The sequence below is a fragment of the Hymenobacter perfusus genome, assembly GCF_003944765.1.
Taxonomy (GTDB): Bacteria; Bacteroidota; Bacteroidia; order Cytophagales; family Hymenobacteraceae; genus Hymenobacter; species Hymenobacter perfusus.
The window spans coordinates 279,007-305,536 of sequence record NZ_RWIU01000004.1 but is presented as its reverse complement, the minus strand read 5'-3'; the positions used below and the strand labels follow the sequence as shown (position 1 = coordinate 305,536).

25 protein-coding genes are annotated in these 26,530 nt (G+C 60.3%); 13 read left to right on the top strand and 12 right to left on the bottom strand.

The annotated features are described in order from the left end of the window. Nucleotides 1–8: 8 nt before the first annotated feature. From EI293_RS13620 to lipB, 3 genes are all read right to left on the bottom strand, one after another. A complete protein-coding gene (locus tag EI293_RS13620) occupies nt 9–1,079 on the bottom strand; it encodes an MraY family glycosyltransferase (protein ID WP_246010637.1) in 1,071 nt (356 codons plus the stop codon). Between the two features lie 66 nt (nt 1,080–1,145). After that, entirely contained in the window at nt 1,146–1,562 is a 417-nt protein-coding gene (locus EI293_RS13615; RefSeq protein ID WP_125438744.1) for a hypothetical protein, read from the bottom strand. Further along, nucleotides 1,559–2,368: a lipoyl(octanoyl) transferase LipB gene (gene lipB, locus EI293_RS13610; protein WP_125438742.1), complete on the bottom strand. Its 810-nt coding sequence runs from the start codon at nt 2,366–2,368 to the stop codon at nt 1,559–1,561. Before lipB ends, EI293_RS13615 begins: the two co-directional genes overlap by 4 nt. Nucleotides 2,369–2,640: 272 nt before the next feature. Between lipB and EI293_RS13605 the strand changes: the two genes are divergently transcribed. Next, nucleotides 2,641–3,000, top strand: coding sequence for a YraN family protein (locus tag EI293_RS13605; protein WP_125438740.1), 360 nt, complete (start codon nt 2,641–2,643; stop codon nt 2,998–3,000). 75 nt (nt 3,001–3,075) lie between these two features. Here EI293_RS13605 and EI293_RS13600 read toward each other — a convergent pair whose 3' ends face one another. Further along, entirely contained in the window at nt 3,076–4,059 is a 984-nt protein-coding gene (locus EI293_RS13600; protein ID WP_125438738.1) for a toxin-antitoxin system YwqK family antitoxin, read from the bottom strand. 226 nt (nt 4,060–4,285) lie between these two features. Beyond that, nucleotides 4,286–6,118 (bottom strand): molecular chaperone HtpG, encoded by a 1,833-nt coding sequence (htpG, locus tag EI293_RS13595; RefSeq protein ID WP_125438736.1) that lies wholly within the window; start codon nt 6,116–6,118, stop codon nt 4,286–4,288. Nucleotides 6,119–6,310: 192 nt separating this feature from the next. On the opposite strand from htpG, the gene EI293_RS13590 reads away from it, so the two are divergent. Then, complete coding sequence (locus tag EI293_RS13590) at nt 6,311–6,592, top strand: hypothetical protein (protein ID WP_125438734.1); 282 nt, start codon at nt 6,311–6,313, stop codon at nt 6,590–6,592. A 35-nt stretch (nt 6,593–6,627) separates the two neighbouring features. Here EI293_RS13590 and EI293_RS13585 read toward each other — a convergent pair whose 3' ends face one another. The 3 genes from EI293_RS13585 to EI293_RS22115 all read right to left on the bottom strand — a co-directional run bounded on the left by EI293_RS13585 (nt 6,628) and on the right by EI293_RS22115 (nt 7,948). Beyond that, nucleotides 6,628–7,071 (bottom strand): SpoIIAA family protein, encoded by a 444-nt coding sequence (locus EI293_RS13585; protein ID WP_125438732.1) that lies wholly within the window; start codon nt 7,069–7,071, stop codon nt 6,628–6,630. 124 nt (nt 7,072–7,195) lie between these two features. Beyond that, nucleotides 7,196–7,624, bottom strand: a complete 429-nt coding sequence (locus EI293_RS13580; protein WP_170170372.1) for a hypothetical protein — start codon at nt 7,622–7,624, stop codon at nt 7,196–7,198. 180 nt (nt 7,625–7,804) lie between these two features. Then, nucleotides 7,805–7,948 carry a hypothetical protein gene (locus EI293_RS22115; protein WP_170170371.1) on the bottom strand — a complete coding sequence of 48 codons (144 nt, stop codon included), beginning with the start codon at nt 7,946–7,948 and terminating at the stop codon, nt 7,805–7,807. A 261-nt stretch (nt 7,949–8,209) separates the two neighbouring features. Between EI293_RS22115 and EI293_RS13575 the strand changes: the two genes are divergently transcribed. The 9 genes from EI293_RS13575 to EI293_RS13535 all read left to right on the top strand — a co-directional run bounded on the left by EI293_RS13575 (nt 8,210) and on the right by EI293_RS13535 (nt 18,409). Beyond that, nucleotides 8,210–8,554, top strand: a complete 345-nt coding sequence (locus EI293_RS13575; protein WP_125438728.1) for a hypothetical protein — start codon at nt 8,210–8,212, stop codon at nt 8,552–8,554. Between the two features lie 162 nt (nt 8,555–8,716). Beyond that, nucleotides 8,717–11,149: a TonB-dependent receptor gene (locus EI293_RS13570; RefSeq protein WP_125438726.1), complete on the top strand. Its 2,433-nt coding sequence runs from the start codon at nt 8,717–8,719 to the stop codon at nt 11,147–11,149. 71 nt (nt 11,150–11,220) lie between these two features. Next, nucleotides 11,221–11,787, top strand: coding sequence for a hypothetical protein (locus EI293_RS13565; protein ID WP_125438724.1), 567 nt, complete (start codon nt 11,221–11,223; stop codon nt 11,785–11,787). 277 nt (nt 11,788–12,064) lie between these two features. After that, complete coding sequence (locus EI293_RS13560) at nt 12,065–14,533, top strand: TonB-dependent receptor (RefSeq protein WP_125438722.1); 2,469 nt, start codon at nt 12,065–12,067, stop codon at nt 14,531–14,533. A 67-nt stretch (nt 14,534–14,600) separates the two neighbouring features. Continuing rightward, entirely contained in the window at nt 14,601–15,539 is a 939-nt protein-coding gene (locus tag EI293_RS13555) for a cation diffusion facilitator family transporter (protein ID WP_125438720.1), read from the top strand. Nucleotides 15,540–15,715: 176 nt separating this feature from the next. After that, the gene (locus tag EI293_RS13550) at nt 15,716–16,981 is read left to right on the top strand and encodes an MFS transporter (RefSeq protein ID WP_125438718.1); all 1,266 of its coding nucleotides are present in this window, start codon (nt 15,716–15,718) and stop codon (nt 16,979–16,981) included. Nucleotides 16,982–17,055: 74 nt separating this feature from the next. Continuing rightward, on the top strand, nt 17,056–17,433 hold the full coding sequence (locus tag EI293_RS13545; protein ID WP_125438716.1) for a hypothetical protein: 378 nt from the start codon (nt 17,056–17,058) through the stop codon (nt 17,431–17,433). A 109-nt stretch (nt 17,434–17,542) separates the two neighbouring features. Next, entirely contained in the window at nt 17,543–17,992 is a 450-nt protein-coding gene (locus EI293_RS13540) for a DUF6526 family protein (protein WP_125438714.1), read from the top strand. A gap of 114 nt (nt 17,993–18,106) precedes the next feature. Further along, a complete protein-coding gene (locus tag EI293_RS13535; protein WP_125438712.1) occupies nt 18,107–18,409 on the top strand; it encodes a DUF4286 family protein in 303 nt (100 codons plus the stop codon). A 128-nt stretch (nt 18,410–18,537) separates the two neighbouring features. On the opposite strand, the gene EI293_RS13530 is transcribed toward EI293_RS13535, so the two are convergent. From EI293_RS13530 to EI293_RS13520, 3 genes are all read right to left on the bottom strand, one after another. Further along, nucleotides 18,538–19,041 (bottom strand): GNAT family N-acetyltransferase, encoded by a 504-nt coding sequence (locus tag EI293_RS13530; RefSeq protein WP_125438710.1) that lies wholly within the window; start codon nt 19,039–19,041, stop codon nt 18,538–18,540. A 120-nt stretch (nt 19,042–19,161) separates the two neighbouring features. After that, nucleotides 19,162–19,392 carry a hypothetical protein gene (locus EI293_RS13525; RefSeq protein WP_125438708.1) on the bottom strand — a complete coding sequence of 77 codons (231 nt, stop codon included), beginning with the start codon at nt 19,390–19,392 and terminating at the stop codon, nt 19,162–19,164. 183 nt (nt 19,393–19,575) lie between these two features. Continuing rightward, nucleotides 19,576–21,756, bottom strand: coding sequence for a prolyl oligopeptidase family serine peptidase (locus EI293_RS13520; protein ID WP_125438706.1), 2,181 nt, complete (start codon nt 21,754–21,756; stop codon nt 19,576–19,578). Between the two features lie 195 nt (nt 21,757–21,951). On the opposite strand from EI293_RS13520, the gene EI293_RS13515 reads away from it, so the two are divergent. Continuing rightward, nucleotides 21,952–24,414: a TonB-dependent receptor gene (locus EI293_RS13515; RefSeq protein WP_125438704.1), complete on the top strand. Its 2,463-nt coding sequence runs from the start codon at nt 21,952–21,954 to the stop codon at nt 24,412–24,414. Between the two features lie 108 nt (nt 24,415–24,522). Next, nucleotides 24,523–25,662, top strand: coding sequence for a PepSY-associated TM helix domain-containing protein (locus tag EI293_RS13510; protein WP_170170370.1), 1,140 nt, complete (start codon nt 24,523–24,525; stop codon nt 25,660–25,662). A gap of 180 nt (nt 25,663–25,842) precedes the next feature. Here the strand turns inward: EI293_RS13510 and EI293_RS13505 are convergent, their stop codons facing one another. Continuing rightward, on the bottom strand, nt 25,843–26,520 hold the full coding sequence (locus EI293_RS13505) for a hypothetical protein (RefSeq protein WP_125438700.1): 678 nt from the start codon (nt 26,518–26,520) through the stop codon (nt 25,843–25,845). Nucleotides 26,521–26,530: the final 10 nt, after the last annotated feature.

Genomic DNA, 26,530 nt, shown 5'->3' with positions numbered 1-26,530 from the left:
GTCGTTGTTTAGGAAGCTACGCGCTGCCGCTCGGCGCGACTATGGTACACGCCCAAGAATACGCTCAGCAGCAGAGAAAATGCTACCAGCATGGCAATCAGAATGGTATTGCCGAGGTAAGCAAAGTTGATAACGAACAGAATCACCACGATGTTGAGCAGGCCCAGCAACATCACAGTCCCAATCTGCTGGAAGCCCATGGCCAGAATACGGTGGTGAACGTGGTTTTTATCGGGAGAGAAGGGTGAGCGGCCGGCCATCATGCGTACAATAAATACCCGTAGCGTATCAAACAGCGGGACAAACAGGATACCCACGGCTACTGACGGTGCCGAGGAAGCGAACGGCTGGCTTGGCACCTTCAGGCCCATCTCAATGAACTGGATGGTGAGGATGGACACGATGAAGCCGCACACCAACGAGCCGGTGTCGCCCATGAAGATGGTGGCTTTATGAAAATTATAGCGCAGAAAGCCCAGAATGCCGCCTACCACGCATACTGACACGAATACGTAGTTCTGAAAACCAGGACCGCCGTAGCGGTAGAAGTAGTAACCGAAGGTGCTCACGATAATAAGCACAATGGAACCAGCCAGCCCATCAAGACCATCAATGAGATTGATGGCATTGGTGATGCCCACAATGGCGAAAAAGGTAAAGGCATAGCTGATGCCGATGGGCAGCTCATTGATGCCCAGAATTCCCTGAAAGCTGGTAATGCGTACATCGGCCATAATCATGACCACGCCCGTAGCCAGCAGCTGGCCTACAAATTTCTTGGCGACGGAAATGCTCACCAGATCATCTTTCAGACCCACGAAGAACAGCACAATACAGCCAGCCAGCAGCTGCTGCACACCGTTGTTGAGGGGGGCGAAGATGGTGAGAGCCGACATGAAGCCTGCGAATACCGCCACGCCGCCCAAACGCGGCGTCAGCGACTCGTGCACGGTACGCACGTTGGGCGTATCGAGCATGTTTTTCAGGTGGGCGATGTAGATGATGGACGGGACGGCGAACAAGGCCACCAGAAACGCCCACAGGGAGGACAGACCCAACTGAATTCCGAGTGCATTCATTGCGGTTCGGCTATTTTGGTAAACATGCCTCAACATGAGGCAGGAAATGGAAAAGCAAAGATACGGTTAGCGGTGCAGTACCCCGGAGCGGTCCAGCAAGGCAATGGGCGTCAGGTTATCCGCCACGATGGAATCGGGCACGAAGATGAACTTCTTATCAAAGATCTGACCACCGACATAATAGCTCACCCAATACTGGTTGTTCAGATGAAACAGAGCCGGATCGATAGGCTCAACGGGCACAGCGGCCTGCTCGGGCACCGTCAATAAGGAGTGACGCAACGTAGAGGTGCGCACCGGCTCCCCTTCCGCGTTGGTTCCGTAGCCGTTGGAGCTAACGATGACGTTTTCCAGCTCATGGTCGTTGTGGTTGAGTAGGTATACCAGCCAGCCGGGCTGGCCTTCGGTGGTAGCAGCCGCCTCATCAGGCACAATGGCAATGGAAACTCCTTCTACCGGAGCAAAGGCAATATCTTTCTTCATAAAGCAGATTCAGTGGCGAGGCTGGCACCAAACAGGCGGGCCAGGTGCGGCAGCAGGCGGTCCTGGACTTCGGCCAGTGGCACGGCATAGCCCAACTCCTGCCGGAGCGAGGTTACCGCCTTATCCGTAATGCCGCAGGGCACAATGTGGCCGAAGTACGAGAGGTCGGTGTTAACGTTGAGCGCGAAGCCGTGCATGGTTACCCAACGGCTACATTTTACGCCCATAGCGCAGATTTTTCGGGGGTTGGCGGCGCCTTCCTCAAAATCGAGCCAGACGCCAGTGAGGCCCGCAATACGGCCGGCCCGCACACCATACTCGGCCAGGGTGAGGATGACGGCTTCTTCCAGCAGCCGCAGGTAGCGGTGAATGTCGGTGAAGAAGTTATCGAGGTCGAAAATGGGGTAGCCTACCAGCTGGCCGGGGCCGTGGTACGTGATATCACCGCCCCGGTTGATTCGGTGAAAGGTGGCCTGATGCGCCTCCAAGCCTTCTTCATCAAGCAGCAGATGTTCAGGTTTACCGCTCTTACCCAGCGTATAGACGTGCGGATGCTCGCAAAGCAGCAGGTAATTAGCAGTAAGGCCAAGGGGCTCTCCGGCTTCCTGCAACTGCCGGTTCCGGGTTTTGGTTGCCAGCGTTTCGGCCAGCAACTGCTCCTGAGCATCCCAGGCGGGCTGATAGTCAACCAACCCCAGACGACGCACAGCCACCCGGCGGTTCTGACCAGTTGTGGCCGGGGCAGCAGCCAGCTCCGGGGCAGCACCAACGCCAGTGGGACTTACGCAGGCAGAATATAAAGACATGGGCTATCTGAAAAAGACGGGACCTGATGAGCACAAATCGTCCGGCCTGCTATGGGCAGACTCGCTGCTCCCAACCGGCAGTAAATTAGCCGGTTCAGGTAGTGAGCCAGTTTCTTTCGCAGCAGACTGGCACCAACGGACACTACCGACGAGAAGAGCACCAGCTACCGCTTAAGGAACGCGCAAAGGTACTAGATTTAGCACCAAACCGGCTACTTCAGGTACTAGTTCATCTGGCCCGGCCACTCATCTTTAACCTGAATCTATCCTGTATGCCAACTGCCGCCCACCAACTCGGCCACGATGGAGAAGAGGCGGCTCTGCAGTACCTGCTGGCCCAAGGCTACGAGCTGCTGCACCGCAACTACCGCCACCGTCGCGCCGAAGTGGACCTGATTATGCGCTGGGACCGGGAGTTGCTGGTATTCGTGGAGGTAAAAGCGCGCTCATCGGCCCAGTATGGCCACCCCGAGGAATTCGTGACGGAGCGCAAGCGGCAGCTGCTACGCCTGGCGGCCGAACACTTGCAGGAAGAGCTCAACTGGCCCGGTGATATCCGCTTCGACATTCTGGCCCTCTCCCCCACCGCCCAGGGCCTGCGCATCGATCACTTCGAGGACGCGTTCTGGTAGGTGGTGAGATGGTGAGTTTGACGTTCAGCCCACGCAAGTGGCGCAATACGAACGTCAAACTCACCATTTCACCACTTAACGCCGGCTGCCGGGGCGGGCGGTATCGGGTTTGTCGCGGTTGTCGAGCTTGTCTTTCTCGTAGATGAGCACGCCGTTGCGGTTGTACTCCTTCACCAACACCGGCTCGGTTACCTCCGGCTCGTAGCCCGATTCGGCGTACTGGTACTGGTAGCGCAGGCGGTTGCGGGAGTTGCGGAAGCCCCAGTACCGGTCCCAGTTGCCCACGCGCTTGCCGTTCTCGAACTGGCCGGCCCATTCCAGCTGGCCGTTTTCGTTGTAGCGCACGTAGTCGCCTTCCAGCTTGCCGTTGTAGTAGGGCACAACCTCCTTCACCTGCTTCTGGCCCGCGTCGTAATAGGTCACGTTGGCGTCGCGCGGGAAGCCCATTTCGTAGTGGGTTTTGGTCAGCAGCGTATTGTCGCGGTTGAGTTTTTCCCAGCGCAGGTGGCGCGTACCCACGGCGAAATAGCCGGTTTCAATCACCTTACCGCCCTGCAATTTTTTGTAGGGACCGTGCAGCACTTTGTCAGTGCCGGCATTCAACTCAGTGTTGGCCTTGAAGATTTTGCGCTTGCGGGGGTTGAAATAGTAGCGGGCCGGCGCAAACGGGTTAGGCTGCTGGAAGGTGCGTAGGTAGTAGAAGATTTCCACTATCTGGTTCTTGCCCTTCGGCCCCGACTTCACGTAGCCTTTCTTGATTCGCTCGCCCAGGAAAATGTTCTTCTTTTTCTTGGGCTTGCGCTGGGCCAGCTTTTCCTTCTCTTTGGCGGCCTTTTCCTGGTCCTTGGTCAGAACCGCGCGCTTGGCTTCCAACGAAGGAGCCGCCGTCGTGTCGGCGGCAGTGGTCAGCGTGTCACCGACAGCCAACGCCACGGGCGCATCGGGCCGACTGTTGAACGAGACGGTCTTTTTGGAGCAGGCTCCCAGCAACAGCAGGGCCGGCAATAAAACAGAGTAACGCAGCAGACGCATGGGGGTAACGGGCAGGATTCGCAGCATCGAACGTAAATATAGAGGGATTTGGTGCCCAGGAGAGGGCAACTGAGTAGCCTGAGCAGTTGAGTAAACCGTTCCGGATACCCGGGTTACCCCCAATGGCCCGTCAGGCACAGACAAATAGCTCATACTGAAATCCATGCAACTTCTACTGGCCTACACGACAAAACCCCGGCAGCCTGAGCTACCGGGGTTTTATACTGCTTAATACTTTACAGACTTTCTAAGACTACTCAGCCGCCAGAAGATCCGCGCTACGCTTCACAAAGGCCGTTAGTGCCTCGCCTTTCAGCATGCCCTGGGCTAGCAGCGCCAGGTCGAAGGCTTGGCGGGCCAGCTTGTTGCCGGCCTCGCCTTCGGCTTTCAGCACACGCTGGGCTACGGGGTGGTTGGCATTCACGCTCACCGTGTAGCTGTCAGGCAAGGAGCCGAACATCTGCATACCACCGCCGCCACCGGCCCGCTGCATATCCTTCATGCGGCGCATGAACTCGGGCAGCGTGATGATAACCGGCGCATCCTGGGGCGAAAGGGCTTCCACCTGCACGTGCATGTGCTCATTGCTGATGGCCGCCTTGAACACGTCCTGGAGCTTGGTTTTGTCGTCTTCGCTCAGGACGCTTTCGGTGGCTTCGTCCTTTTCGATGAGCTTGCCCACCGTATCGGCATCCACCCGCTTGAAGGTGGTTTTCTCCAGCTTCTGCTCCAGCTGCCCGATAAAGTGTGAATCGAGCGGACCGTTAAGTTCCAGCACGTCGTAGCCCCGCTCCGTGGCGGCCTGCACGAAGCCGTGCTGGGCCTCGGCGTCGGTGGTGTAGAGCACCACGGTCTGCTCGTTCTTGTCTTTCTGGTTGGCCTGCACGAACTCCTGGTACTCGGGCAGGGTGAACAGCTTGCCAGCTACGTTCTGCACGAGGGCAAAATCCTTGGCCTTGTCGTAAAACTTCTCGTCGGACAGCATGCCGTACTTCACGAACAGGCCGATATCCGACCACTTGCTCTCGTAGCCGGCGCGGTCCTTGCGGAACAGCTCGGCCAGCTTATCGGCCACCTTTTTGGTGATGTACTGGTTGATTTTGCGCACCGCCGCGTCGGCCTGCAGGAAGCTGCGCGACACGTTCAGCGGAATATCGGGCGAGTCGATAACGCCGTGCAGCAGCATCAGGAACTCGGGCACCACGTCCTTCACCTCGTCGGTAATGAACACTTGGCGCGAGTACAGCTGGATTTTGTTGCGCTGGAATTGCAGCTCGTCCTTCACCTTGGGGAAATACAGAATCCCGGTCAGGTTGAAGGGATAATCCACGTTGAGGTGAATCCAGAACAGGGGCGGCTCGGAGAACGGGTAGAGCTCCTGGTAGAACTTCACGTAATCCTCGTCGGTCAACTCCGAGGGCTGCTTGGTCCAGATGGGGGCCGTCTGGTTGATTACCTCACCCTCGAACTCGATTTCGATGGGCAGGAACTTGCAGTACTTGGTGAGGATACCTTTCAGGCGAGCCGGCTCCAGAAACTCGTCGGAATCATCGGCCACGTGCAGCACGATGTTGGTACCCCGGTCGGCCTTCTCGGTGTTTTCCAGGCTGAATTCGGTGCTGCCGTCGCACACCCAATGAGCGCCCTCGGTGCCTTCCTTGTAGCTCTTGGAGAAAATTTCAACCTCCCTAGCCACCATGAATGCCGAGTAGAAACCCAGGCCAAACTGCCCGATAATCTGGTCTTTGGCGGCGGCGTCCTTCTCCTTGTACTTCTCCACAAACTCGGTGGCCCCGGAGAAGGCAATCTGGTTGATGTACTTCTTGATTTCCTCGGCCGTCATGCCCAGGCCGCGGTCCGAGATGGTGATGGTGCGGGCGTCTTTGTCCACGCTCACTTTCACCTTCAGCTCACCCAGTTCGCCCTTGAACTCGCCCAGCTGGCCCAGACTTTTCAGCTTCTGGGTGGCGTCCACGGCATTGCTCACCAGCTCACGCAGGAAGATTTCGTGGTCGGAGTACAGGAATTTCTTGATGATGGGGAAGATATTCTCGGTGTGAATCGAGATGCTACCTTTCTCTTGCATAACAGATGGGAAGGAGTGAATGAAAACGAAAAACCGGACGATTTGCCAGCTCACGGGCCGTAAACCGCGCTGATTCCCGTTTTTCAAACGACGTTCCAGTTTGCGGGCCCCTGTCAGTTTGACAGCGCAATCCAGCCGCTATCCGGCGCGCGTAGATGCCGTCAACTCCCTACCAATCTTCTGGTTACTACTATGGCTACTACTACCGCTTCCCGTTTTCGTGCCCGCGACTTACGCGCCTTGCTCACGCTGGAGGAGTCTCTGGCGGCTAATGCCCGTCAGTTTGTGCTGCTTTCCGTAATGAGCTTGCTGGTACTGGTGGGCGGTAGCCTGGTGGCGGCCTACCTGCCGCAGCAACTGGAAGCTGGCCTGGGGCTATTGACGGCTGGCCTGGGCGGTACGCTGGTTAACTGGATACGCTACCAGTTCCGGCAGGAAATGCTGCTGACTGAAGTACAGCTGCTGACCGCGTAGCCTCAGCCTGGCAACAGCCAAAATCAGTACCCATTTCAGGCGGCACGGAAATGTCGATTCGCTTCGACAGAGGCGGTTACCGCCGTATGGTGTAGCCATTCCAGCGCGGTAGCAGGCTCATCGAACACCTGCACCTCAAACGGCGGCGGGAAATGCGCGGTGACATCCAGCAGATCCTCGTGTTGCCGGTACGAAGTGAGAATGAGGGCCATGTGCTGCAGCGGCAACCGGGCCAGTTGCGGCAGGTAGTGCTGCTCCAGCCAGTGCTGATCTGAGAGGGACAGGGCCGGCATGCCGTGCAGATTTACCAGCCACCGGGTAGTGTGCCGGGCGTCAATAACGGTTAGCAGGTGTTGCAGCATCTCCCGCGCCGGAGCGGCACTCACCAACGGCTGCCACTCGATGTACAGCAGATTACGGGCCCGCTCATGCCGGACCAGAAAACAGCTCCAGGGAGTACCCGACAAGTGCGCTACCATACAAAAAGATCTTATGCTATTAATTATAAGAATAATAGTACTGCGTCAATTTTTCTGTCGTTCTCCAGATTCGATCAGCAGGGGTAAATTGCCGCCCAACTATTTTTCCTGCCCGACCGGTTTTTCAGCATCGGCCCTGCCGAACGGCCCCAGGCTTTCGCATGGCCTCTTGCCACTCCTGCTCTAACTGTAGCATCAACGCATCGGCGGAGATGGTCAGCCAGTCGAGGGCGGAGTGTACATCGGAGAAAAACTGCACATCGGCGCGTACCTGGCGCCGGCCATCAGCCAACACGCTTTCTACTACCAACTGGTTGTGCAGGCTCACGGGCAACACAAGCGCCACGGTGCGCACCTGCAGCGGCATGAAGCGCGGCAGCCAGATTTCACTAAGCCACGCCTGCTCGTCGGTGCCTACCAGGGGAATGCGCGAAACATCCGCCAGCCACTTCCGAACCCGGTACTTGTCGGAGCATACCAATAGTTGCTCAAATGCCCGCTCAAAAACCGGGCGGCTCATCGGCCCCTGCCAATCCCAACGCAATAATTCCAACGAAGGCTCAATCTGCAGAAAGAGCGAATCAAACGCACACACCATAAGCAGCCAGACAGCCGTCGGCCTTCCTAGCCGACTGACAGTTACAAACTTAACTACCAGGCCGGGCGGTGGTTTCGGATTTTAGCTGACCCCGGATGGAAGCTCGACTAACGGGGCGTTTCACCGGACTGGTTTTCAGGCCGCCTGCCGCTCAGGCGCGGCGGCCGAAACGACCGGTACCGGCACCAACGGCCGGACGGGCACGCGGGGCCGGCTGGCCCGCCGATACCCAAACTGCCCCGGCCGGTAGCCGAAGGAAGTCTGAGCGCTGCCACTCATACGAACAGTGTTTCGGGGTTGGGGAGGACGCCGCGCTTGGGCATCGGGCGCAACGTAGCCGCCAGGCGGCGCAACAACTGAGCAGTGAGCTTTTTCATGGAAAAACAAGTCTGAATTTTTCGCTGCAAAGGTCCGGCCGTACTGTTGCCGCAAGATGTTCAGACCATTATGCTTGCGTGATGACCGAATTTTATTCGGACCTGCCAGCGCATCATCTATATTTTCGTCCTACATTTGCCCCTGTTCGACACATTGTTGCAAATGCAGACTCTTCGTTCCCGGCTGGCTTTAGTGCTGCTCCTGTGCTTTGCACGGGTGCTGCTGCCCGATGCCTGGGTACTGGCCCTGCACCAGCACGCGCACACCACCGAGGAGCCCACACAGGCTACCACGTGGCCTAAGGGTAAAGCCCTGGTGTCGGCCAAGCACCAGCACTGCGACGCGGACCAGTTCTTCAAGTCGGCCTTCGAGCCGGCGCCGGAAGCACAGTTAATACCGGCCCGGCCGCTGCAGTTTACCACCCCGGTTACGGCCGCCGTAACTGCCGTGGCGGCAACGAACCAATTTGCCACGCCCGACCTGCGCGGGCCGCCAGCCCGGGCGTAAGTGCGGTAACCATTCCTGAGGTAAATTCTGCGCCCCGCTTTGAGTGGCGCGGTTGTGTAGTTGATGACGTGCGGTTGATACCGGCCGGAGCCTGCCCGCTTCCGGCCTGGTGACGGGAATGGTTGGTTTAGAGTAGAATCGGGCAGATTCCCTTGTTTTCGTATGTTTTTTCGTGCTCCGGGCCGTTCTCGGGGTGGGTTAGCTGGCCTCGCGCTGGCGGTAGGGCTGCTGTGCGCGCTACCCCGGCTGTTGTGGGCCCAAGCCCCCGCTCCGGCAAATTGCGCCCTGCTGCTGAGCGGCCGCGTGCTCGACCATGAGTCGCGCACGGCGCTGGCGGGGGCCACGGTGGTAGTGCTGGAAACCCGGCAGGCCACCCAAACCGAACCCGACGGCCATTATCACCTCGACAACCTCTGCCCCGGCACCTACCACGTGCAGGTAAGCTTCGTGGGCTTTGCCCCCGAAACCAATGAGGTGCGCCTGACCGCCGCCGCGTACCGCGACTTCCGCCTCCATCCCGATGCCGTGGCCCTGAAAGGAGCCGTGGTAAGCGGGCAACGCGTGGCCGCTCCTGCTACCCAGGCCACGGCTACGCTGTCGGAAAAAGACCTGCAGCAGACCCGGGGCAAGACGCTGGGCGAGGCCTTGCAGAAGGTGAACGGCGTAACGGCTCTGCAAACCGGCCCCGGCATCTTCAAGCCCATGATTCATGGGCTGCACTCCAACCGCGTGACCATTCTTAACAACGGCGTGAGGCAGGAAGGCCAGCAGTGGGGCCCGGAGCACGGCCCGGAAATCGACCCGTTTCTGGCCTCCCAGTTGACGGTGGTGAAGGGCGCGGCCAGTGTGCGCTACGGCTCCGATGCCGTGGGCGGCGTGGTGCTGGTGCAGCCCCGCCCCCTGCGCGACTCAGCCGGCACGGGCGCGGAGCTGAACCTGGTGGGTATGAGCAATAACGGCTTGGGGGCAGCTTCGGGCATGGTGGAGGGCAACCTGCGCCGCCTGCCGGCCCTGAGCTGGCGGGCCCAGGGCACGGTGCGCAAAGCCGGTACCATGCGCGCCCCGGGTTACTACCTGAACAACTCGGGCTTCGAGGAAGGTAACTTCTCGGGCGCCGTGGGCTGGCGCAAATCGACCTACGGGGCCGAAGTCTTCTACAGCCAGTTTAATACCCGCATCGGGATTCTGCCGGCGGCGCACGTGGGCAACCAGCAGGATTTTCTGCTGGCTGTGAGTCGGGACCGGCCGCTGGAAACCACCGGTTTCACCTATGATATTGAGCGGGCCTACCAGCAAGTGCGGCACGAGGTGCTAAAGTTCACGGGGTTCGTGAAAACGGGCAATGCCGGCCGCCTGAGCACCACCGTAGCCCAGCAGGTAGACGCCCGCGACGAGTACGACAAGTATCGCCCCCGCAACGACAACCGCGCCGCCCTCGACCGGCCGGCCCTGAGCTACACCAACCGCACCAGCACCGCCGAGCTGCTGTGGGAGCACCGCGCCTGGCGCGGCTTCACGGGCAGCGTGGGGCTGGCGGGCACTTACCAGTTCAACCGCTATGCCGATGGCAGCCGGCAGTTCATCCCGTTCTACACCAACTACGTGGGCGGCCTGTTCTGGCTGGAGCAGTGGCAGCAGGGCCGCTGGCTGCTGGAAGGCGGCCTGCGCCTGGACCGGCGCGATTTGCAGGTGAAGCGCGCCACCCGTGAGGGCGGCGTATTCGGAGTAGAAGAATCCCGCTTCCAGTACACCACGCCGGCCGCCTCGCTGGGGGCCGTGTACGATGCCTCCACCCACCTCACGCTGCGGCTGGCCTCGGGCCTCACCCGGCGCGCCCCCGCCCCCAACGAACGGTTCAGCGACGGAGTGCATAACGCGCAGTATGAGCTGGGATACGACCTGGTGCCCGGCAATGGTCCCGCCCGCCCCGAAACCGCCCTCAACCTCGGCCTCACCGCCACTTTGCACGACAACCCGCGCCTAAACGGGGAGCTGACCGTGTACCAGACGCGCATCCGGGATTTCCTGTACCAGTCGCCCATTCTGCCGCCGGTGGTAAACATTCGGGGCGTGCTGGCAAGCTGGCAGTTTCAGCAGACCGATGCCACGCTACGCGGGCTGGACGTGAGCGGCTCTTACCAGCTGGCCCAGCGCTGGCTCCTGGCCGGCAAGGCTGCCGTAGTGCGCGGGCGCGACACCCGCCAGGATGAGTGGCTCATCTTCATGCCCGCCGACCGTGCCGAGCTGAGTGTGCGCTACGAGGCCGCGAACCGGCCCGATGGCCACCTGCAAAACAGCTACGTGCAGGTGCTGGGCACCGGCGTGGCCCGCCAGACCCGCGTGCCGCGCAACTACGCCGAGCGGGACTACCGCCTGCCGCCGGCCGGCTACGGTCTGCTGGGGCTGGAAGCTGGTACCACCGTGCACTGGGGCCGCCTGCCGCTGGAGCTGAGCGTAGCCGGTGCCAACCTGCTCAACCAGCGCTACCGCGACTACCTGAACCGCTACCGCTACTTCGCCGATGAAATGGGCCGCAACCTGACGCTACGCCTGCGGGTGCCGCTTGAATTCAGCCACGCCAAATCTACCCCATAACGTCCCTTCACACCACCTCCACCCTCCTTTCACCAGTTTCTTCATCACCCAACTTCTTTATCACTGACCCCATGAAAAACCTGCTTTTCCGTTCCGCTTTCCTGGCCATGCTGGCCGCCGCTCCGGTTTTCTCCAGCTGCTCCGATGACAACGACGACACGCCCACGCCCGACGACGACAATGAGCAGATTACGACCCTGCGCTACGAGCTGACGCCCACCACCGGCGGCGCAACACTCACGGCCCAGTACCGCGACGTGGACGGCGACGGCGGCGCGGCTCCGCTTATCAGCGGCCTGACGCTGGCCCCCAACACTACCTATACCGGCAAGCTGGTACTGCTCGACGAAACTAAGAACCCGGCCGAGGACATTTCGGCCGAGGTGAAGGAGGAGGCCGACGAGCATCTGTTCCTGTTCGAAGCCGCCGGCACCAACGTCACCGTCACGCGCACCGATAAGGACAAGAACAACCTGGAAGTGGGCCTCGACACCCGCCTGCAAACGGCCGCCGCCAACGCTACCGGCACCACCGGTACCCTCAAAATAACGCTGCGCCACCAGCCTGGCACCAAAAACGGCACCGCCACCCCCGGCGACACCGACGTGGAAGTCACCTTCCCCACGGTTGTGAGATAGGTGATTTAGTGAGGTGGTGATTTAGTGAGTTTGACGTTCCATCTGCCGAAGCCGCGCAATCGAAACGTCAAACTCACTAAATCACCACCTCACTAAATCACCACTTATCCGGAGGGGCTGGCTGCAACTGGCTTCTCCACCTTTTTTCTCCCGTTTTGGTTGTGGAGAATTTCTCGGGAAGGCACCGGCTATTGGCCGGTGCTTTCTTTTGTTTTTGGCCGAATGCAGCCCGACGGTGCCAGTTGCCGTTGATGAGCAGCGTGTAAATTGCGTTTCTATGTCCCGCTTTCCCCTCACCACCGGCCTGCTGCTGCTTTCGGGCAGCGTACTGGCCCAGACTACTCCCACTGTGCCCGCCCCGACGGCAGTTCCAGCTCCAGCCACCCGGCCCGCGCGCACGGTGGCCCTGCCCGTTACCGGCCGCATCACCGATGCCGCTACCGGCGAGGCCCTGCCCGGCGCCACCGTCATTTTTCCCGATCTGAAGCAGGCCACCTCGGCCGATGCGGAGGGCAACTTCCGGTTTGCGCGGCTGCCCCGGGGACGATTCCTCATGCAGGTGCGCTTTGTGGGCTACACTACCGTGGTGCGCACTGTGGATACCGGCGCGGAAGCACCGCTCAACGTAGCCCTCACGCCCGCCGAAACGGAAATCGGGCAAGTAGTGGTCACGGGCGCATCGGCCAGTACGGAGATGCGCCGCTCGCCCATCCCGACCAGCGTGGTAGACCAGACCCGCCTGCGCCAGACGGCCGCCACCAACGCCGTGGATGCCCTGGCCCACACGCCCGGCCTCAACCAGATTACCACCGGCGCGGCCATCAGCAAGCCCATTATCCGGGGACTGGGGGCCAACCGCGTCATCACCCTCAACAACGGCAGCAAGCAGGAAGGCCAGCAGTGGGGCGATGAGCACGGCATCGAAATCGACGAGTACAGCATCGATAGGGCCGAAATCATCAAAGGCCCCGGCTCCTTATTATATGGCTCCGACGGGCTGGCCGGCGTCATCAACTTCCTGGCCCCCGACCCCGTGGAGGATGGCCGGATTCTGGGCTCCGTGACGGCCAACTACCAGACCAACAATTACCAGCAGGGCTACTCGCTCTGGAATGCGGGCAACCTCGGCGGCCTGAACTGGCAGGTGCGGGGCTCGGGCAAAGTAGCCGCCGACTACCGCAACCGCTACGACGGTCGGGTGTACAACTCAGGCTTCCGGGAGCTGGATGGCAGCGGCTACGTGGGCCTCAACAAAAGCTGGGGCTACTCCCACCTCACCTTCAGCTCCTTCAACCAGATTCTGGGCCTGATTGAGGGCGAGCGGGACAGCACCACGGGCCGGTTTCTGCGGGTGAATGACCTGGGCGAGGAGCAGGTAGTAACCGGCCGTGGCTTCTCGGGCTACGGCCTCGATGTGCCCCGCCAGCAGATAAACCACCTGCGCATCGGCACCGATAATAACTTCATCCTGGGCCAGCACCGCGTGACCTTGAACGTGGGCTGGCAGCAGAACCTGCGCCGGGAGTTCGGCAACCCCGAGGACTACTACGAGAAGTCGTTGTTTTTCCAGCTGCGCACCGTGGATTACGCCCTGCGCTGGTTTCTGCCCGAAATGCAGGGCTGGAACACCACCGTGGGCCTGAGCGGTATGCAGCAGGAAAACCAGAACAAGGGCGTGGAATTCCTGATTCCGGCCTACCGCCTGCTCGACGGGGGCCTGTTCGGCGTCACCAAAAAGAGCTTCGGGGAGCTGGACCTCAGCGGCGGCCTGCGCTACGACGTGCGCCGCATCACGGCCGATGCCCTAGACCTGGGCCCTGATGAGCAGCCGGTGCCCGTTGGGCAGGGCGAAACCAAGTTTGCGGGCTTCCAGAGCACGTTCCGCAACGTGAGCGGCAGCGTGGGAGCCGCTTACAATCTGAGCGAGAAGTGGCTGATTAAGGCCAACGCGGCCCGGGGTTTCCGCGCCCCTAACATTGCCGAGCTGGGTTCCAACGGCATCCACGAGGGCACGGTGCGCTACGAAATCGGGGAGCCGAACCTCAAGGCCGAAACCAGCTTTCAGCTGGATGGCGGCCTGAGCTTCACCTCCGACCACGTGAGCCTGTCGGCCGACGTATTTCGCAACCAGATCAGCAACTACATCTTCCCGAGGGCTCTGAGCACGGCCGTCGGCCAGGATTCGGTGTCGGCCGATGGTGACCGGGTATTCCGCTACGGACAGGGCGACGCACGGCTGGCCGGGGGCGAAGTCAGCCTCGACCTGCACCCGCACCCGCTCGACTGGCTGCACTTCGAAAACTCATTTTCCATGGTGCGCTCGGTGCAGCAAAACCAGCCTGCCGGGCAGCGCAACCTGCCATTCACCCCCGCTGACCGGCTGCAGTCGGAGCTGCGGGTGAACTTCCGGAAGGTGGGCAGCTCGCGGCTGCGCAACCTGTATGCCCGGGGCACGGTGGAGCACAACTTCCAGCAAAACCGCATTTTCTCCGCCTTCGACACCGAAACCCGTACGCCCGGCTACACCCTCTTTAATGCCGGTGTGGGCACCGACGTGGTATCGGGAAAGGACCGTACGCTGTTCTCGGTGTACCTGGCAGCCAACAACCTGTTCGACGTTGCGTACCAGAACCACCTCAGCCGCCTGAAATACACGGCCGTGAATGAAGTAACGGGCCGGCAGGGCGTCTTCAACCTGGGCCGCACGATGAGCGTAAAGCTGATTGTTCCCTTATCGTTCAAGTAGCTTATCAGTAGCGCGAACTGCAAAGTTCGCGCTACTGCCTTCGACGCATCCGTACGCGAAACCCCTCATGCCCCACGACCACGCCGGACACGACCACGCCCACCACCACGGCCCACCCGCCGACGGTAACTTTAGCCGGGCCTTCGGCTGGGGTATTGCGCTAAACCTGCTGTTTGTAGCCGGGGAAGCAGCCGGTGGGCTATGGGCCAATTCCTCGGCCCTGCTTTCCGATGCCGGCCACAACCTGAGCGACGTGCTGAGTCTGGCATTAGCCTGGGGCGCGGCGCTGCTGGCCAGGCGTCGCGCCGCTGAGCGGTTCACCTACGGCTACAAGGGAGCCACCATTCAGGCGGCTTTGCTGAACGCCGCTTTGCTGTACCTCGCCCTCGGCTTTATTCTCTGGGAAACCATCGACCACCTGCGCCACCCGGCCCCCATCAACGGCCCGGTGGTAATGGGGCTTGCCGGGCTGGGCATCCTCATCAATGGCTTCACGGCCTGGCTGTTCCGCAGCGGTCAGAAGGGCGACGTGAACGTGCGCGGCGCTTACCTGCACATGCTGACGGATATGCTGGTGTCGGTGGGCGTGGTGGTGGGCGGGGCGCTGGTGTACTTCACCGGCTGGCTCTGGCTCGACCCACTTATCGGTTTTGCTATCCTGGCCATCATCGGGTATAGTTCCTGGGGGCTGCTGCGCGAAACCGTGCAGTTGGGGTTGCAGGCGGCTCCGGCCGGTATTGAGGTAGCGGCGGTGCGGCAGTTTCTGCTGGCCCGCCCCGGCGTCACGGCCCTCCACGACCTGCATATCTGGCCCCTCAGCACCCAGGATACGGCCCTGACGGTCCACCTAGTGCGCCCCGGCGGCCAGAACGGCAACCAGTTCCTACGCGAGCTGCAGCATGACCTTCAGCACGAGTTCAACATCCGCCACTGCACCGTGCAGCTGGAAGACGAATTCCCGGCCATGGGTGCCCATGGCTGCTGCGACGAGCCGGATAAGCAGTAACGCACGGTCCGGCAGCTGCAAGCTGTCGGGCCGGTTGAGGTAAGCTGCTGTTGTTACGGCGACGAGCAAATGAATCGAACGACAACCGGCCCGACAACTTGCAGCTGCCGGACCGGCGCCCCGCACAGCATACCGGTAAATCTTCGTAATCTGCGGGCCCCAACTTCCCTTCCCGCATGACTACCGCAACCCCTGCTCCTCCTCCTAAAACCACCGGCCTGCTCAGCGCCATTGTGATAGTAGCGTCCCTGGGCTACTTCGTGGATATCTACGACCTGATTCTGTTCAGCATTGTGCGCGTGCAAAGCCTTACCGACCTGGGCATCACCGACCCTGGCCAAATCACCAACCAGGGCCTCTACCTCATCAACATGCAGATGGGCGGCATGCTGCTCGGCGGCGTTTTGTGGGGCGTGCTGGGTGACAAAAAGGGCCGGCTTTCGGTGCTGTTTGGCTCCATCCTGATTTACTCACTGGCCAACATTGCCAACGGCTTCGTGCAGACCATTGAGCAGTACGCTTGGCTGCGGCTGATTGCCGGCATCGGGCTGGCCGGGGAGCTGGGCGCGGGCATCACGCTGGTTTCCGAAACCCTGCCCAAGGAAAAGCGCGGCTACGGCACCATGATTGTCGCCACCGTGGGCGTATCCGGCGCCATGCTGGCCTACTGGGTGGGCGACAAGTTTGGCTGGCGCAATGCCTACTTAGTGGGTGGCGGGCTGGGTTTGGCGCTGTTGGCGTTGCGTGTGGGCGTGTACGAGTCGGGCCTATTTGAGCAGACCAAGAAGAGCGAGGTGGCGCGGGGCAACTTCTTCGCGCTGTTCACCAACGGGCCGCGTCTGGCCCGCTACCTCAAGTGCCTGCTCATTGGCGTGCCGCTGTGGTTTGTGGTGGGCATTCTAATTACGCTGTCCCCCGAGTTCGGCAAAGATTTGGGGCTGACTGGCCCCGTAACGGCCGGGCTTGGCGTGTTCTGGTGCTACTTCGGACTGGTGTTCGGGGATTTTGCCAGTGGCACGCTCAGCCAGCTGCTGCGTAGCCGCAACCGCGCGCTGCAGCTGTTTCTGGTGTTCTGCGGCCTGATGGTGGGCGTCTACCTCTTCGGTATTCAGGGCGCTACACCTACCGTTTTCTACGCCGTATGTTTCGTGCTGGGCATTTCGGTGGGTTTCTGGGCCTTGTTCGTGACGGTAGCGGCCGAGCAGTTCGGCACCAACCTGCGGGCCACGGTGGCTACCACGGCCCCCAACTTCGCCCGGGGCTCGGTGGTGCTGCTGGTGCCCATTTTCCAGTACACGGCCGCCGCGCTGGGTCAGCCCGGGGCTCCCAACCGCGTGCTGGCCGGGGCGGTGGTAGGTGGCGTGTCGCTGCTGATTGCCTTCTGGGCCGTGAGCACTTTGCCCGAGAGCTTCGGCAAAGACCTCGACTACGTGGAAGAATAAGCCAGCCGCACATCAACTATTACGGCTCAGCTTCGTACTAGGGGCGGATTTCCTATCGAAATTCGCCCTTTCCTATGAAAAAGATTCTTGTTGTAGCCGCCGTTGCCGTCCTCGCTTTGAGTGGCCGCCACGCCCAGGCCCAGGTGGTAGATTCCACCCAGATGCGTCTGCAGATGCAACAGCAACGCGCCGCTGAAGCCAAAACCGCCCTTGATGTCCGCAAGCAGGAAACCGCTGCTACCCGCAGCAATGTAGACCAGACCAAAGCCCAGCTCAAAGACCAGGAAAACGCCATGCGCGAGCAGAAGCGTCAGATGAAAGAGCAGAAGATTGAGCTGAAGCGCCAGCGCGACGTGGCCAAGGAAGCCAGCCGCCAGGAGTCGGCCGCCAAGCAGGCCGCCCGCGACGAGAAGCGCAAAGCCCGCGAAGCCAAGAAAGCCTCCAAAATGTAATTCGGGCGTTGGCCTGCCAACGCGCTGTTTCATTCCCAAAAACTCCGGCCTTTGGCTGGAGTTTTTGCGTATTGCTCCCACCTGTATTCACTTTTACGCCCCTCCCCCAATGGCCGATCAGCCCACTCAGAACAAACCGATGTATTACCCGTGGCACCATTTCGTGCTGCTGCCGGCCGCCCTCATCCTGGCCGGCTACGGCGTCCGGCGCTATCTGGACGTGGCGGGCAACGACGACGAAACGTCCCGGTTATGGTTCACGGTCATGGCCCTGGCCATAGTGGGTTTGGGAACTTTGGTGATGATGCGTCAGCACTACGCCCTGCAACTCCAGGACCGCCTGATCCGGCTGGAAGTGCGCCAGCGCTACTTCGAAATTACCGGCCAGAGCCTGCGCCCGCTCGAAGCGCAACTCCAGCTCAGCCAGATCCTGGCCCTGCGCTTCGCCGGCGACGATGAGCTGCCCGGCCTGGTGCAGGCCGCCATCCGTGAAAAACTCTCCTCCAAAGACATTCAGGCCCGCATTCAGCACTTCCAGTTCGACCACCTGCGGGTGTGAGGTATGGGCTTCATGGATTAGGCACTTGGATTTTTTGGCCGACTTTTGTGTTACGCCTGTTCGCGCGCTGCCATCGGCAGGAAATCAGTCAGCACCTTACGTACCTAAGTCACCATGATTCTATACAACGTCACGACCAGCCTCGATCCGGAAATTGAAGATCAGTGGGTGTCGTATATGCAGCAGACCCACATGCCGGAGGTAATGGCCACCGGGTTCTTTCTGAAAAGCCAATTCTGCCGCCTGCTCAATGAGGAAGACAACGGCATCACCTACGCCTCGCAGTATTACTGCGTGAGCCTGGAACAGCTGGAGGAATACCAGCAACTGGCCGCTCCGAGCCTGATTCAGGAAATGGAAAAGCACTTCGGCGGTCGGTATGCTTCCTTCCGCACCATGCTGGAAGTGCTGGGCTAAGCGCTTCAGCCAGCCCCTGCCAAAACTGTCATTCAGAGCGAAGCGAGGAATTTGGGAGAAACTCTCCGGTAATCGGGAGAAACTCAGATTCCTCGCTTCGCTCTGAATGACAGTTTTTTTTGCGTTTACTACCCTTGCTGCACGGCGGCTTCGGCGGCCGGGTGGCAGGCGTAGGCGTGGAGCTGCTCGTGGCTGAGGTTGCCGTTGTCCCACTCGGGGTCGAGGTTGGCACCCAGTTTTTTGTAGAAGCCGATGGCGGGCTCGTTCCATTTCAGCACCTGCCACTTCATGCGGTTGACCCCGGTGTGCCGGGCTTCGGCCACCACGGCATCAAACAGCTGGCGGCCCAGGCCGGTGCCGCGCTGGTTTTCGGTGACTACTAAATCTTCCAGAAACAGCATGCGGCCCTTCCAGGTAGAGTAGGCGGTGTAGTACAGCGCAATGCCGATGATGACGCCCGCCGCGTCTTCGGCCACGAAGAACTTGAAAATTGGTTCCGGCCCGAATCCGTCGCGCTGCATGTCGGCCAGCGTGTTCGTGACTTCCTGCGGCGCTTTTTCGTACTCGGCCAACTCCTGAATCAGGGCCAGCACCTGCGGCAAATCGGCCTCCCGGCCCCGGCGGATATTCATATTCGTGCGTATTTGATAGTGAAGATACGAGCAGGCTTCTGCCGTAAAACAGCCTGAAAAAGAAAAAGTGAGCAACGACCCAGGCCATTGCTCACTTTCCAGGCGAATTGCGCCGGGCAATTACATTACGGGCTGCATCTTCTTGATGTCTTCGGTAGCGTTAACCGCGTTGACTTCGCGGGTAGCGGCATTTTCGGGGGCAGTTTTACCGCCGGTGGTGTCCGGGGCAGCCGGAATTTCGGGCAGTGGCTTGGTAGCCATATCTTCTTCCGAGCGCACGTCAGGGTTTTTGCACGAGGCAACCGACAGCATCGAAGCCGCCAAAAGGCCGAAAAGGAGCGTTTTTTTCATATCAGAAAGCGAAAAGCCAGAGGCAATTACGGGAGTTGCGGCCGCGAAGATACGCTGTGTAGAGTTTAGTGCTTGGTGTAGAGACGCAATATTTTGCGTCTCGTCGTTGCTGATGTTGTTTGATCTGCGCAATGCCGGTCATTCAACGATGAGACTCCAACTATTGCATCTCTACACTAATTACTACTTGCCGTACGGCTTCACGCCCATGTTGTAGAAGGCAAAGGACCAGACGTCGGCCCATTCCTCGATTTGCAGCTTGGTGCTCTTGCCCGCGCCGTGTCCGGCGTTTACGTCCACGCGAATCAGTTGGGGCTTGGGGCCGGTGTTGGCAGCCTGCAAAGCGGCGGCAAACTTAAAGGAGTGCGCGGGCACTACCCGGTCGTCGTGGTCGGCGGTGGTAATCATGGTGGCGGGGTACGTGGTGCCGGACTTCAGCGTGTGCAGCGGCGAGAACTTGTAGAGGTTCTGGAACTGCGCGTAGTTGTCACTGGTGCCGTACTCAGGGGCCCAGTTCCAGCCGATGGTGAACTTCTGGTAGCGTAGCATATCCATCACGCCCACGGCCGGGAAGGCCACGCCGCACAGGTCGGGGCGCTGGGTCATGGTGGCACCCACCAGCAGGCCGCCGTTGGAGCCGCCGGCCATAGCCAGCTTCTCGGTGCTGGTGTAGCCCTGCACTTTCAGGTACTCGGCGGCCGCAATGAAGTCGTCGAACACGTTCTGCTTATTGGGCGTCATGCCGGCCTGGTGCCACTTTTCGCCGTACTCGCCGCCGCCCCGCAGGTTCGGAATGGCCAGGATGCCACCGTTTTCCAGCCACAGCATGCGCGCCACCGAGAAGCCCGGCGTGAGCGAGATGTTGAAGCCGCCGTAAGCGTACAGATAGGTCGGGTTCTGGCCGTTGAGCTTCACGCCTTTCTTGTGGGTGATGAACATCGGGATTTTGGTGCCGTCCTTGCTGGCGTAGAACACCTGCGTGGTCACGTAGTCCTCGGGCTTCACGTCCACGGTAGGGGCGCGGAACACCGTGCTGGTGTTCGAGGCGAGGTCGTACTTATAGATGGTGGTCGGGTACGTGAACGACGTGAAAGCGTAGTACACCGACTTCGAGTCGCGCTTGCCACCGAAGCCACTGGCCGTGCCGATGGCCGGCAACGCCACGTCGTGCTTGAACTCGCCCTTTTCGGTGTACACCTTAATCAGGCTGCTGGCATCCTTCAGATACGAGGCCACCAGGTAGCCACCCACGTGGTCGACGCCTTCCAGCTTTTGCTCGGTCTGGGGCAGCACCTCTTTCCAGTTGGCCTCCTGCGGCTTTTTGGGGTCGATGAGCACCACGCGGTAGTTGGGCGCCTTGTAGTTGGTTTGCACCAGCAACAGGCCGCCCACGTTGCCGACTACCGAGTTGTTGTCGTCGTAGTTGTTGATGATAGGCGTGAAGCTGTTGGCCTGTTTGGGGTCGGTGAGGTCGCGCACCAGCAAGCGGTTGCCGTCGGCCTTGCCATCGGTGAGGTAGAGCACCAGGAACCGCTCGTCCTCGGTGGTGCCCACGGTGCGGAAGCCCAACGCCATTTTGGCGTCCTCGTACACCAATTTATCAGCGCTCTGGGGCTTGCCGAGCTGGTGGTAGAACACCTTGTGGTACTCGTTTTTGCCGGAAAGCTGGTTTTCGCCCTTCTTCGGTGCGTCGTAGCGGCTGTAGAAGAAGCCGTCCTTGTACCAGGCCGCGCCCGACACCTTCACCCACTGCAGCTCATCGGCGAGCGGCTGGCGGGTTTTCAGGTCAAGCACCTTCATTTTCTGCCAGTCGGAGCCGCCGCCGCTGGTGGCGTAGGCCATGTAGCGGTGGTCGTCGGAGAAGAAGGTGCCGGCCAGCGCGGTGGTACCGTCGGCCGAGAACTTGTTGGGGTCGAGCAGCACATCGGGCTGGCCTTCTGCGCCGTCCTGCTGGGTGTAAAGCACGGCCTGGTTCTGCAGGCCGTCGTTTTTGCTGAAGTAGAGCTGGCTGCCCTCCTGCTGCGGAATCCCGAATTTCTCGTAGTTCCAGAGCTTGGTGAGCCGCTCCCGGATTTTGTCGCGGAACGGAATCTGCTCCAGGTAGCCGAAGGTGACCTTGTTTTCGGCCGTCACCCAGGCTTTGGTGTCGGGTGAGTCGAGGTCTTCGAGCCAGCGGTAGGGGTCGGCCACGGAGGTGCCGAAGTAGTCGTCCTTGTGGTCGACCTTCTTGGTATCAGGGTATTGCACGGGCGCGGCGGTAGGGGTAGAAACGGTAGCAGCTGCGGCCCCGGGGGCCTGCGACTGGGTGGAGCGGCACGAAGCCAGCGCCGCCAGGGCTACTACGGGAAGAAGGAATTTTTGCATTGGATGGGAATAGCGGGAGAAGCGCCGAAGATAAATGACAGATGCTGCAGATTGGCCGGATGCCATCGATTCTTTCAAATTCCCACAATCTGGTTAGCTCGTCTGTTGCAACATATTTTTATTAAGAATTTTTCTAAATAGAATTTCAGTTGTTCCTTTGCAGCTCTTTAGACCGATTCCAGACAATCACACACCATGCTGAATCTTCGCTCCCTGGGCCTGACCTCTACTCTGCTGGCTTGCACGCTTTCCGTACAAGCCCAGCAAACCGCCGCTATCCGAGGCCGCGTTACCACTTCCGATGGCAGCCCGGCCGAAGCCGTAACCGTAGGCCTGAAAGGACGCAGTCAGGGGGCCATCACCAATGGTCAGGGCGAATATGTGATTGAGCGGGTCCGCGACGGGCAGTATACGGTCGTTATTTCGGCGGTAGGGCTGAAAGGGGAAGAGAAGACCGTAACGGTAGGCGGCGGCCAGGCCACGGCAGTTGACTTTATGTTGACGGAGAATGCCCAGCAGCTCAAAGAGGTGGTTATCAGCGGCAACCGAACCAACAAGTTCAACCGTTCCGCTAGCGTGGACGTGAACAAAATGCCGCTCAGCAACCTGGAAAACCCACAGGTGTACGCCACCGTGGGCAAGGAGCTACTGACCGAGCAATTGGTGTTCAGCGTGGACGACGCGACCCGCAACGCGCCGGGTCTGCAGAAAATGTGGGATGCTACCGGCCGCGGCGGCGACGGGGGCGCCTTCTACGCCGCGCGGGGCTTCGTTACGCAAAGCCAGCTGCGGAACGGCGTGGCTGGCAACGTCACCGGCAACATCGACGCGGTGAACCTGGAGAAGCTGGAAGTCATCAAGGGTCCCTCGGCCACGCTGTTCGGGTCGGCCCTAACTTCCTACGGCGGCCTCCTCAACCGCGTAACCAAAAAGCCGCTGGAGACTTTCGGGGGCGAAGTGAACGTGGCGGCTGGCTCCTACGGCTTCCACCGCGTGAGTGCCGACGTAAACTTGGTAGACCAAAACACGCCCGCCGACCAGCCCAAAACCCTGGGAATTCGCCTGAATACGGCCTACACCTACGAGGACAATTTCCAGAACAAGGGCTACACCGGCTTCAACAAGAACTTCGCGGTAGCGCCCAGCCTGCAATGGCGCCCCTCCGACCGGCTGACGGTAAACCTCGATGCCGAGATTTACAAGGGCCGGGGCACGGGCAACCAGTTTGTCTTCCTGTACTTCGCCCCCAGTGTTCTGGGTTTCGACCGGGCCGACAAGTCGCCGTTCGACTACGAGCAGTCGTACCAGGGGCCGGGCCTGATCCAGGACTCGCGCAGCACCAACCTATTTGGGCAGGTGCAGTACAAGATTTCGCCCGCCTTCACGGCTACCACTTACCTGACCAGCAGCAACAGCTACTCGGATGGCAACTCGGCGTACTACTACCTGACGCCGTCTACCCCGGAATTCCGCCGCCGCCGCCCCGATCTGCCCGAAGCGGCCAACTACCTGGTACGCGCCGACCAATCGACGGATAACAGCCAGCGGCAGCTGTGGGAAGCGCAGCAGCTGGTCAACGGCGACTTCCAGGTGGGCAATATGCGTAACCGCGTGGTACTGGGCCTGGATTTCCTGCGCGTCAGCTCCGACGTAAATTTTCTGGGCGGCAACTTCGATACAGTGGCACTAGCCTCGCCGCGGCCCGTCCTGGATCAGTTCAACGGCACCAACATGAATGCCGTGTACGCCGCCGGGGGCGGGGGCCGTTACTTGGTCACCACCAAATCGAATACGTACAGCGCTTTCATCTCGGACGTGCTAAACCTGACGGAGCAGCTGAGCGTGCTGGCCGCGTTGCGCGTCGACCACGTTGATAACAAGGGCGGGCTGTTTTACTCGCCGGTGCAGGCGTACAAGCAAACCACTTGGTCGCCAAAGTTCGGGTTGGTATATCAGCCGGTGAAGGACCGGGTGAGCGTGTTTGCCAACTATCAGAACAGCTTCAACAACCTGGGCCTCTACCTGGCCGTTGACGGCAGCCGGTCGCTGGCCCGGCCTGAACGCGCCAACCAGTGGGAAGGCGGGGTGAAACTGGACGCCGCCGCCGGCCGCCTCAGCGCCACGGTAAGCTACTACGATATCCGGGTGCAGGACCGGCTGCGGCTGCTGGGCTACGCGCCTACCACGTTTGAAGCCATCAACGCTCAGGATGCCACCCAGCGCAGCAAAGGCGTGGAAGTCAACCTGGTGGCCAATCCGGTACGCGGCCTGAACGTAATCGGGGGCTTCGCCTACAACGACTCGAAGTTTGAAGATTCGCCGGAGGAGGTGAACGGCCGCCGGCCCAACACTGCATCTTCGCCTTACCTGGCCAATGCTTGGGCAAGCTACCGTCAGCCCGAAGGTCCTCTGAAGGGCCTTGGAGCCGGTTTCGGGGGCAACTATGTGAGCGAAAACAAGGTGCAGAATGCCGTGAACAATGTGTTCATCCTGCCCAGCTACACGGTGCTGAACGCCTCGGTATTCTACGACCAGCCCAAATACCGCATTTCGGCCAAGGTGGATAACCTCACGGATAAGCAGTACTGGACCGGTTACACCACCATGAACCCCCAGAAGCTGCGGAGTATTGTCGGCAGCGTAGCTTACAAGTTTTAATTTTTACCGGCTGTCATTCCGAGCGAAGCGAGGAATCTGGCGTACTCATCAAAAGGTAAACCCAGATTCCTCGCTTCGCTCGGAATGACAGTCGTTTTCTGCCTCACTATGAGCACGTTCAAAAAAACCGTCGGAAAGCTGCACCTGTGGCTGGGGCTGGCCTCGGGACTGATTGTGTTCATCGTGAGCCTGACGGGGGCTATTTTCGTGTTTCAGGACGATATCCGGGACTTCACGGAGTCGTGGCGCAAAGTGGAGGTGCAACAATCGGCCTACGTGCTTCCCTCGCAGCTGCAGGCCGCCGCGCTGGCGACTCATCCCGACGTGGCGGCGGCCACCACCTGGGTCACGTATTTCGGGCCGGAACGGGCGGCCACCGTGTTCTTTACGGATAAGGCCGGCGCGCCCATTATGGTGTCCCTGAACCCCTACACGGGGCAGGTGTTGCACGAGCAGGATTTGCGTACGCACTTCTTCACCATTGTGCAGGAAATCCACATGCACCTGCTGCTGCCCGAGGCAGTGGCGAAGTGGGTGGTGGGCGGCGGCGTGAGCGTGTTCGTGGTGATGCTGCTCACAGGCCTGGTGCTGTGGTGGCCCAAGCGCAAGCAGGAACGCAAGCAGCGCTTCACCATCAAGTGGGGTGCCCGCTGGCGGCGCGTCAACTACGATTTGCATAACGTGCTGGGCTTCTATGCGGCCAGCATCGGGCTAGTGCTGGCGCTGTCGGGCCTATTTATGCTGTATCCATGGCTGCTGGAGCCGCTGGTGCTGGCCGTGGATGGCGGCCGCCCCGCCCCGCAGGAAATCATGAAAACCAGGCTCGACACGCTACAAACCGCCGCCGCCGCCGCCCAGCCCCTACCTGACGTGGTGTACCGCACAGCGCGCCGCTTTTCCCCCACCCACGAGATGATTCTGCTGGGCCCCACCGGCACTGGCAAAGACCCCGCATTCTGCTGGACCTACCAAAAAACCCTGCACTACTATCACCGCGACGAGTACGCCTTTCACCCGGTATCGGGCCAGCTGCTGGAAACCCGCTTCCACGCCACCAAAAGCGCCGGCACCAAGCTTTCTGACATGAACTACGACCTGCATGTGGGCCAGATTCTGGGCTTCGGCGGCAAGCTGGTGGCGTTTCTGGTGAGCTTGATCTGCGCCAGCCTGCCCGTCACCGGCACCATCATCTGGTGGGGCCGGCGCAACAAAACCCGGAAGAAGCAGCCGCGGCTACAAGCGGTATAATTCAGCGGCTGTTTGAGTTAGCCATAAACGATGTAGAGACGCAATATTTTGCGTCTCGTCATTGAACGACCGGTCCTGCGCCATCTGAACAACGTCAGCAACGACGAGACGCAAAATATTGCGTCTCTACATCGTATCAACGCTACGTAGCCCAGGGCTTCAGCCCTGGGGCGTGAGGTATTATTGCATCCGCCCCACCTTCGGAATCACCTGAATCAGGAAGCGTTTGTTGTCGCCTTCGCGGCGGCCCTGGTAGCGGCCGGTGCCGTAGAAGCCGCTACCCCCGATGATGAGTTCAATACCACGGTCCTGACCGAAATTGAGGCCGTTCTGCTTCCAGAGGTTGAGCAGGTTGAGGGCGCGGCGGTAGCTGAGCTGGTAGGTGGTTTGCTCCTCGCGGGCGTTGCGCGGGTCGCCCTGGGGGTAGCGGGCGGCCATGCCCTCCACAATCACGAGGTAGCGCACGGGCTGGTCGGTTTTGATGCTCTTGAGAACCGTGCGCAGGGTGCGGCCGGCCTGCAGCAACGCGGGCTTGTAGCTGTCCTGGATTTCGTCGCGGCCGGCTTTGAACTGCACGGGCACCAGCAGCTCGTGCCGCTCATTGGTAGGGTCGTAGCGGAAGTAGCGGCCTTCCAGCTGCTGCAAAGAGCGGCGGATTTTGGTAATCTGCTCCAGCTCGGCGGCCTTGGCTTTCAGCTCGCCGTTGGCCTGCTTCAACTCCCCTTCCCGGTCCTTGAACAGCTTGAAGCTGTACACAAACAGCACCAGCATCACCACGAACAAGGACGTCATCAGGTCCACGTAGCTGGGCCAGAAGAAGTCATTGTTTTGGCGGTTGTTGGAGGTGGCGTTGTTCATGATGGAATGT

Excerpts from the sequence above, each read along its gene's own strand:
- EI293_RS13530 (WP_125438710.1), bottom strand. The coding sequence starts at position 19,041 with ATGAATATCCGCCGGGGCCGGGAGGCCGATTTGCCGCAGGTGCTGGCC.
- EI293_RS13590 (WP_125438734.1), top strand. The coding sequence starts at position 6,311 with ATGGCTACTACTACCGCTTCCCGTTTTCGTGCCCGCGACTTACGCGCC.
- EI293_RS13575 (WP_125438728.1), top strand. The coding sequence starts at position 8,210 with ATGCAGACTCTTCGTTCCCGGCTGGCTTTAGTGCTGCTCCTGTGCTTT.
- htpG (WP_125438736.1), bottom strand. The coding sequence starts at position 6,118 with ATGCAAGAGAAAGGTAGCATCTCGATTCACACCGAGAATATCTTCCCC.
- EI293_RS13570 (WP_125438726.1), top strand. The coding sequence starts at position 8,717 with ATGTTTTTTCGTGCTCCGGGCCGTTCTCGGGGTGGGTTAGCTGGCCTC.
- EI293_RS13545 (WP_125438716.1), top strand. The coding sequence starts at position 17,056 with ATGAAAAAGATTCTTGTTGTAGCCGCCGTTGCCGTCCTCGCTTTGAGT.
- EI293_RS13515 (WP_125438704.1), top strand. The coding sequence starts at position 21,952 with ATGCTGAATCTTCGCTCCCTGGGCCTGACCTCTACTCTGCTGGCTTGC.
- EI293_RS13565 (WP_125438724.1), top strand. The coding sequence starts at position 11,221 with ATGAAAAACCTGCTTTTCCGTTCCGCTTTCCTGGCCATGCTGGCCGCC.
- EI293_RS13615 (WP_125438744.1), bottom strand. The coding sequence starts at position 1,562 with ATGAAGAAAGATATTGCCTTTGCTCCGGTAGAAGGAGTTTCCATTGCC.
- EI293_RS13520 (WP_125438706.1), bottom strand. The coding sequence starts at position 21,756 with ATGCAAAAATTCCTTCTTCCCGTAGTAGCCCTGGCGGCGCTGGCTTCG.
- EI293_RS13605 (WP_125438740.1), top strand. The coding sequence starts at position 2,641 with ATGCCAACTGCCGCCCACCAACTCGGCCACGATGGAGAAGAGGCGGCT.
- EI293_RS13585 (WP_125438732.1), bottom strand. The coding sequence starts at position 7,071 with ATGGTAGCGCACTTGTCGGGTACTCCCTGGAGCTGTTTTCTGGTCCGG.
- lipB (WP_125438742.1), bottom strand. The coding sequence starts at position 2,368 with ATGTCTTTATATTCTGCCTGCGTAAGTCCCACTGGCGTTGGTGCTGCC.
- EI293_RS13535 (WP_125438712.1), top strand. The coding sequence starts at position 18,107 with ATGATTCTATACAACGTCACGACCAGCCTCGATCCGGAAATTGAAGAT.
- EI293_RS13550 (WP_125438718.1), top strand. The coding sequence starts at position 15,716 with ATGACTACCGCAACCCCTGCTCCTCCTCCTAAAACCACCGGCCTGCTC.
- EI293_RS13505 (WP_125438700.1), bottom strand. The coding sequence starts at position 26,520 with ATGAACAACGCCACCTCCAACAACCGCCAAAACAATGACTTCTTCTGG.
- EI293_RS13510 (WP_170170370.1), top strand. The coding sequence starts at position 24,523 with ATGAGCACGTTCAAAAAAACCGTCGGAAAGCTGCACCTGTGGCTGGGG.
- EI293_RS13540 (WP_125438714.1), top strand. The coding sequence starts at position 17,543 with ATGGCCGATCAGCCCACTCAGAACAAACCGATGTATTACCCGTGGCAC.
- EI293_RS13600 (WP_125438738.1), bottom strand. The coding sequence starts at position 4,059 with ATGCTGCGAATCCTGCCCGTTACCCCCATGCGTCTGCTGCGTTACTCT.
- EI293_RS13620 (WP_246010637.1), bottom strand. The coding sequence starts at position 1,079 with ATGAATGCACTCGGAATTCAGTTGGGTCTGTCCTCCCTGTGGGCGTTT.
- EI293_RS22115 (WP_170170371.1), bottom strand. The coding sequence starts at position 7,948 with ATGAGTGGCAGCGCTCAGACTTCCTTCGGCTACCGGCCGGGGCAGTTT.
- EI293_RS13560 (WP_125438722.1), top strand. The coding sequence starts at position 12,065 with ATGTCCCGCTTTCCCCTCACCACCGGCCTGCTGCTGCTTTCGGGCAGC.
- EI293_RS13555 (WP_125438720.1), top strand. The coding sequence starts at position 14,601 with ATGCCCCACGACCACGCCGGACACGACCACGCCCACCACCACGGCCCA.
- EI293_RS13525 (WP_125438708.1), bottom strand. The coding sequence starts at position 19,392 with ATGAAAAAAACGCTCCTTTTCGGCCTTTTGGCGGCTTCGATGCTGTCG.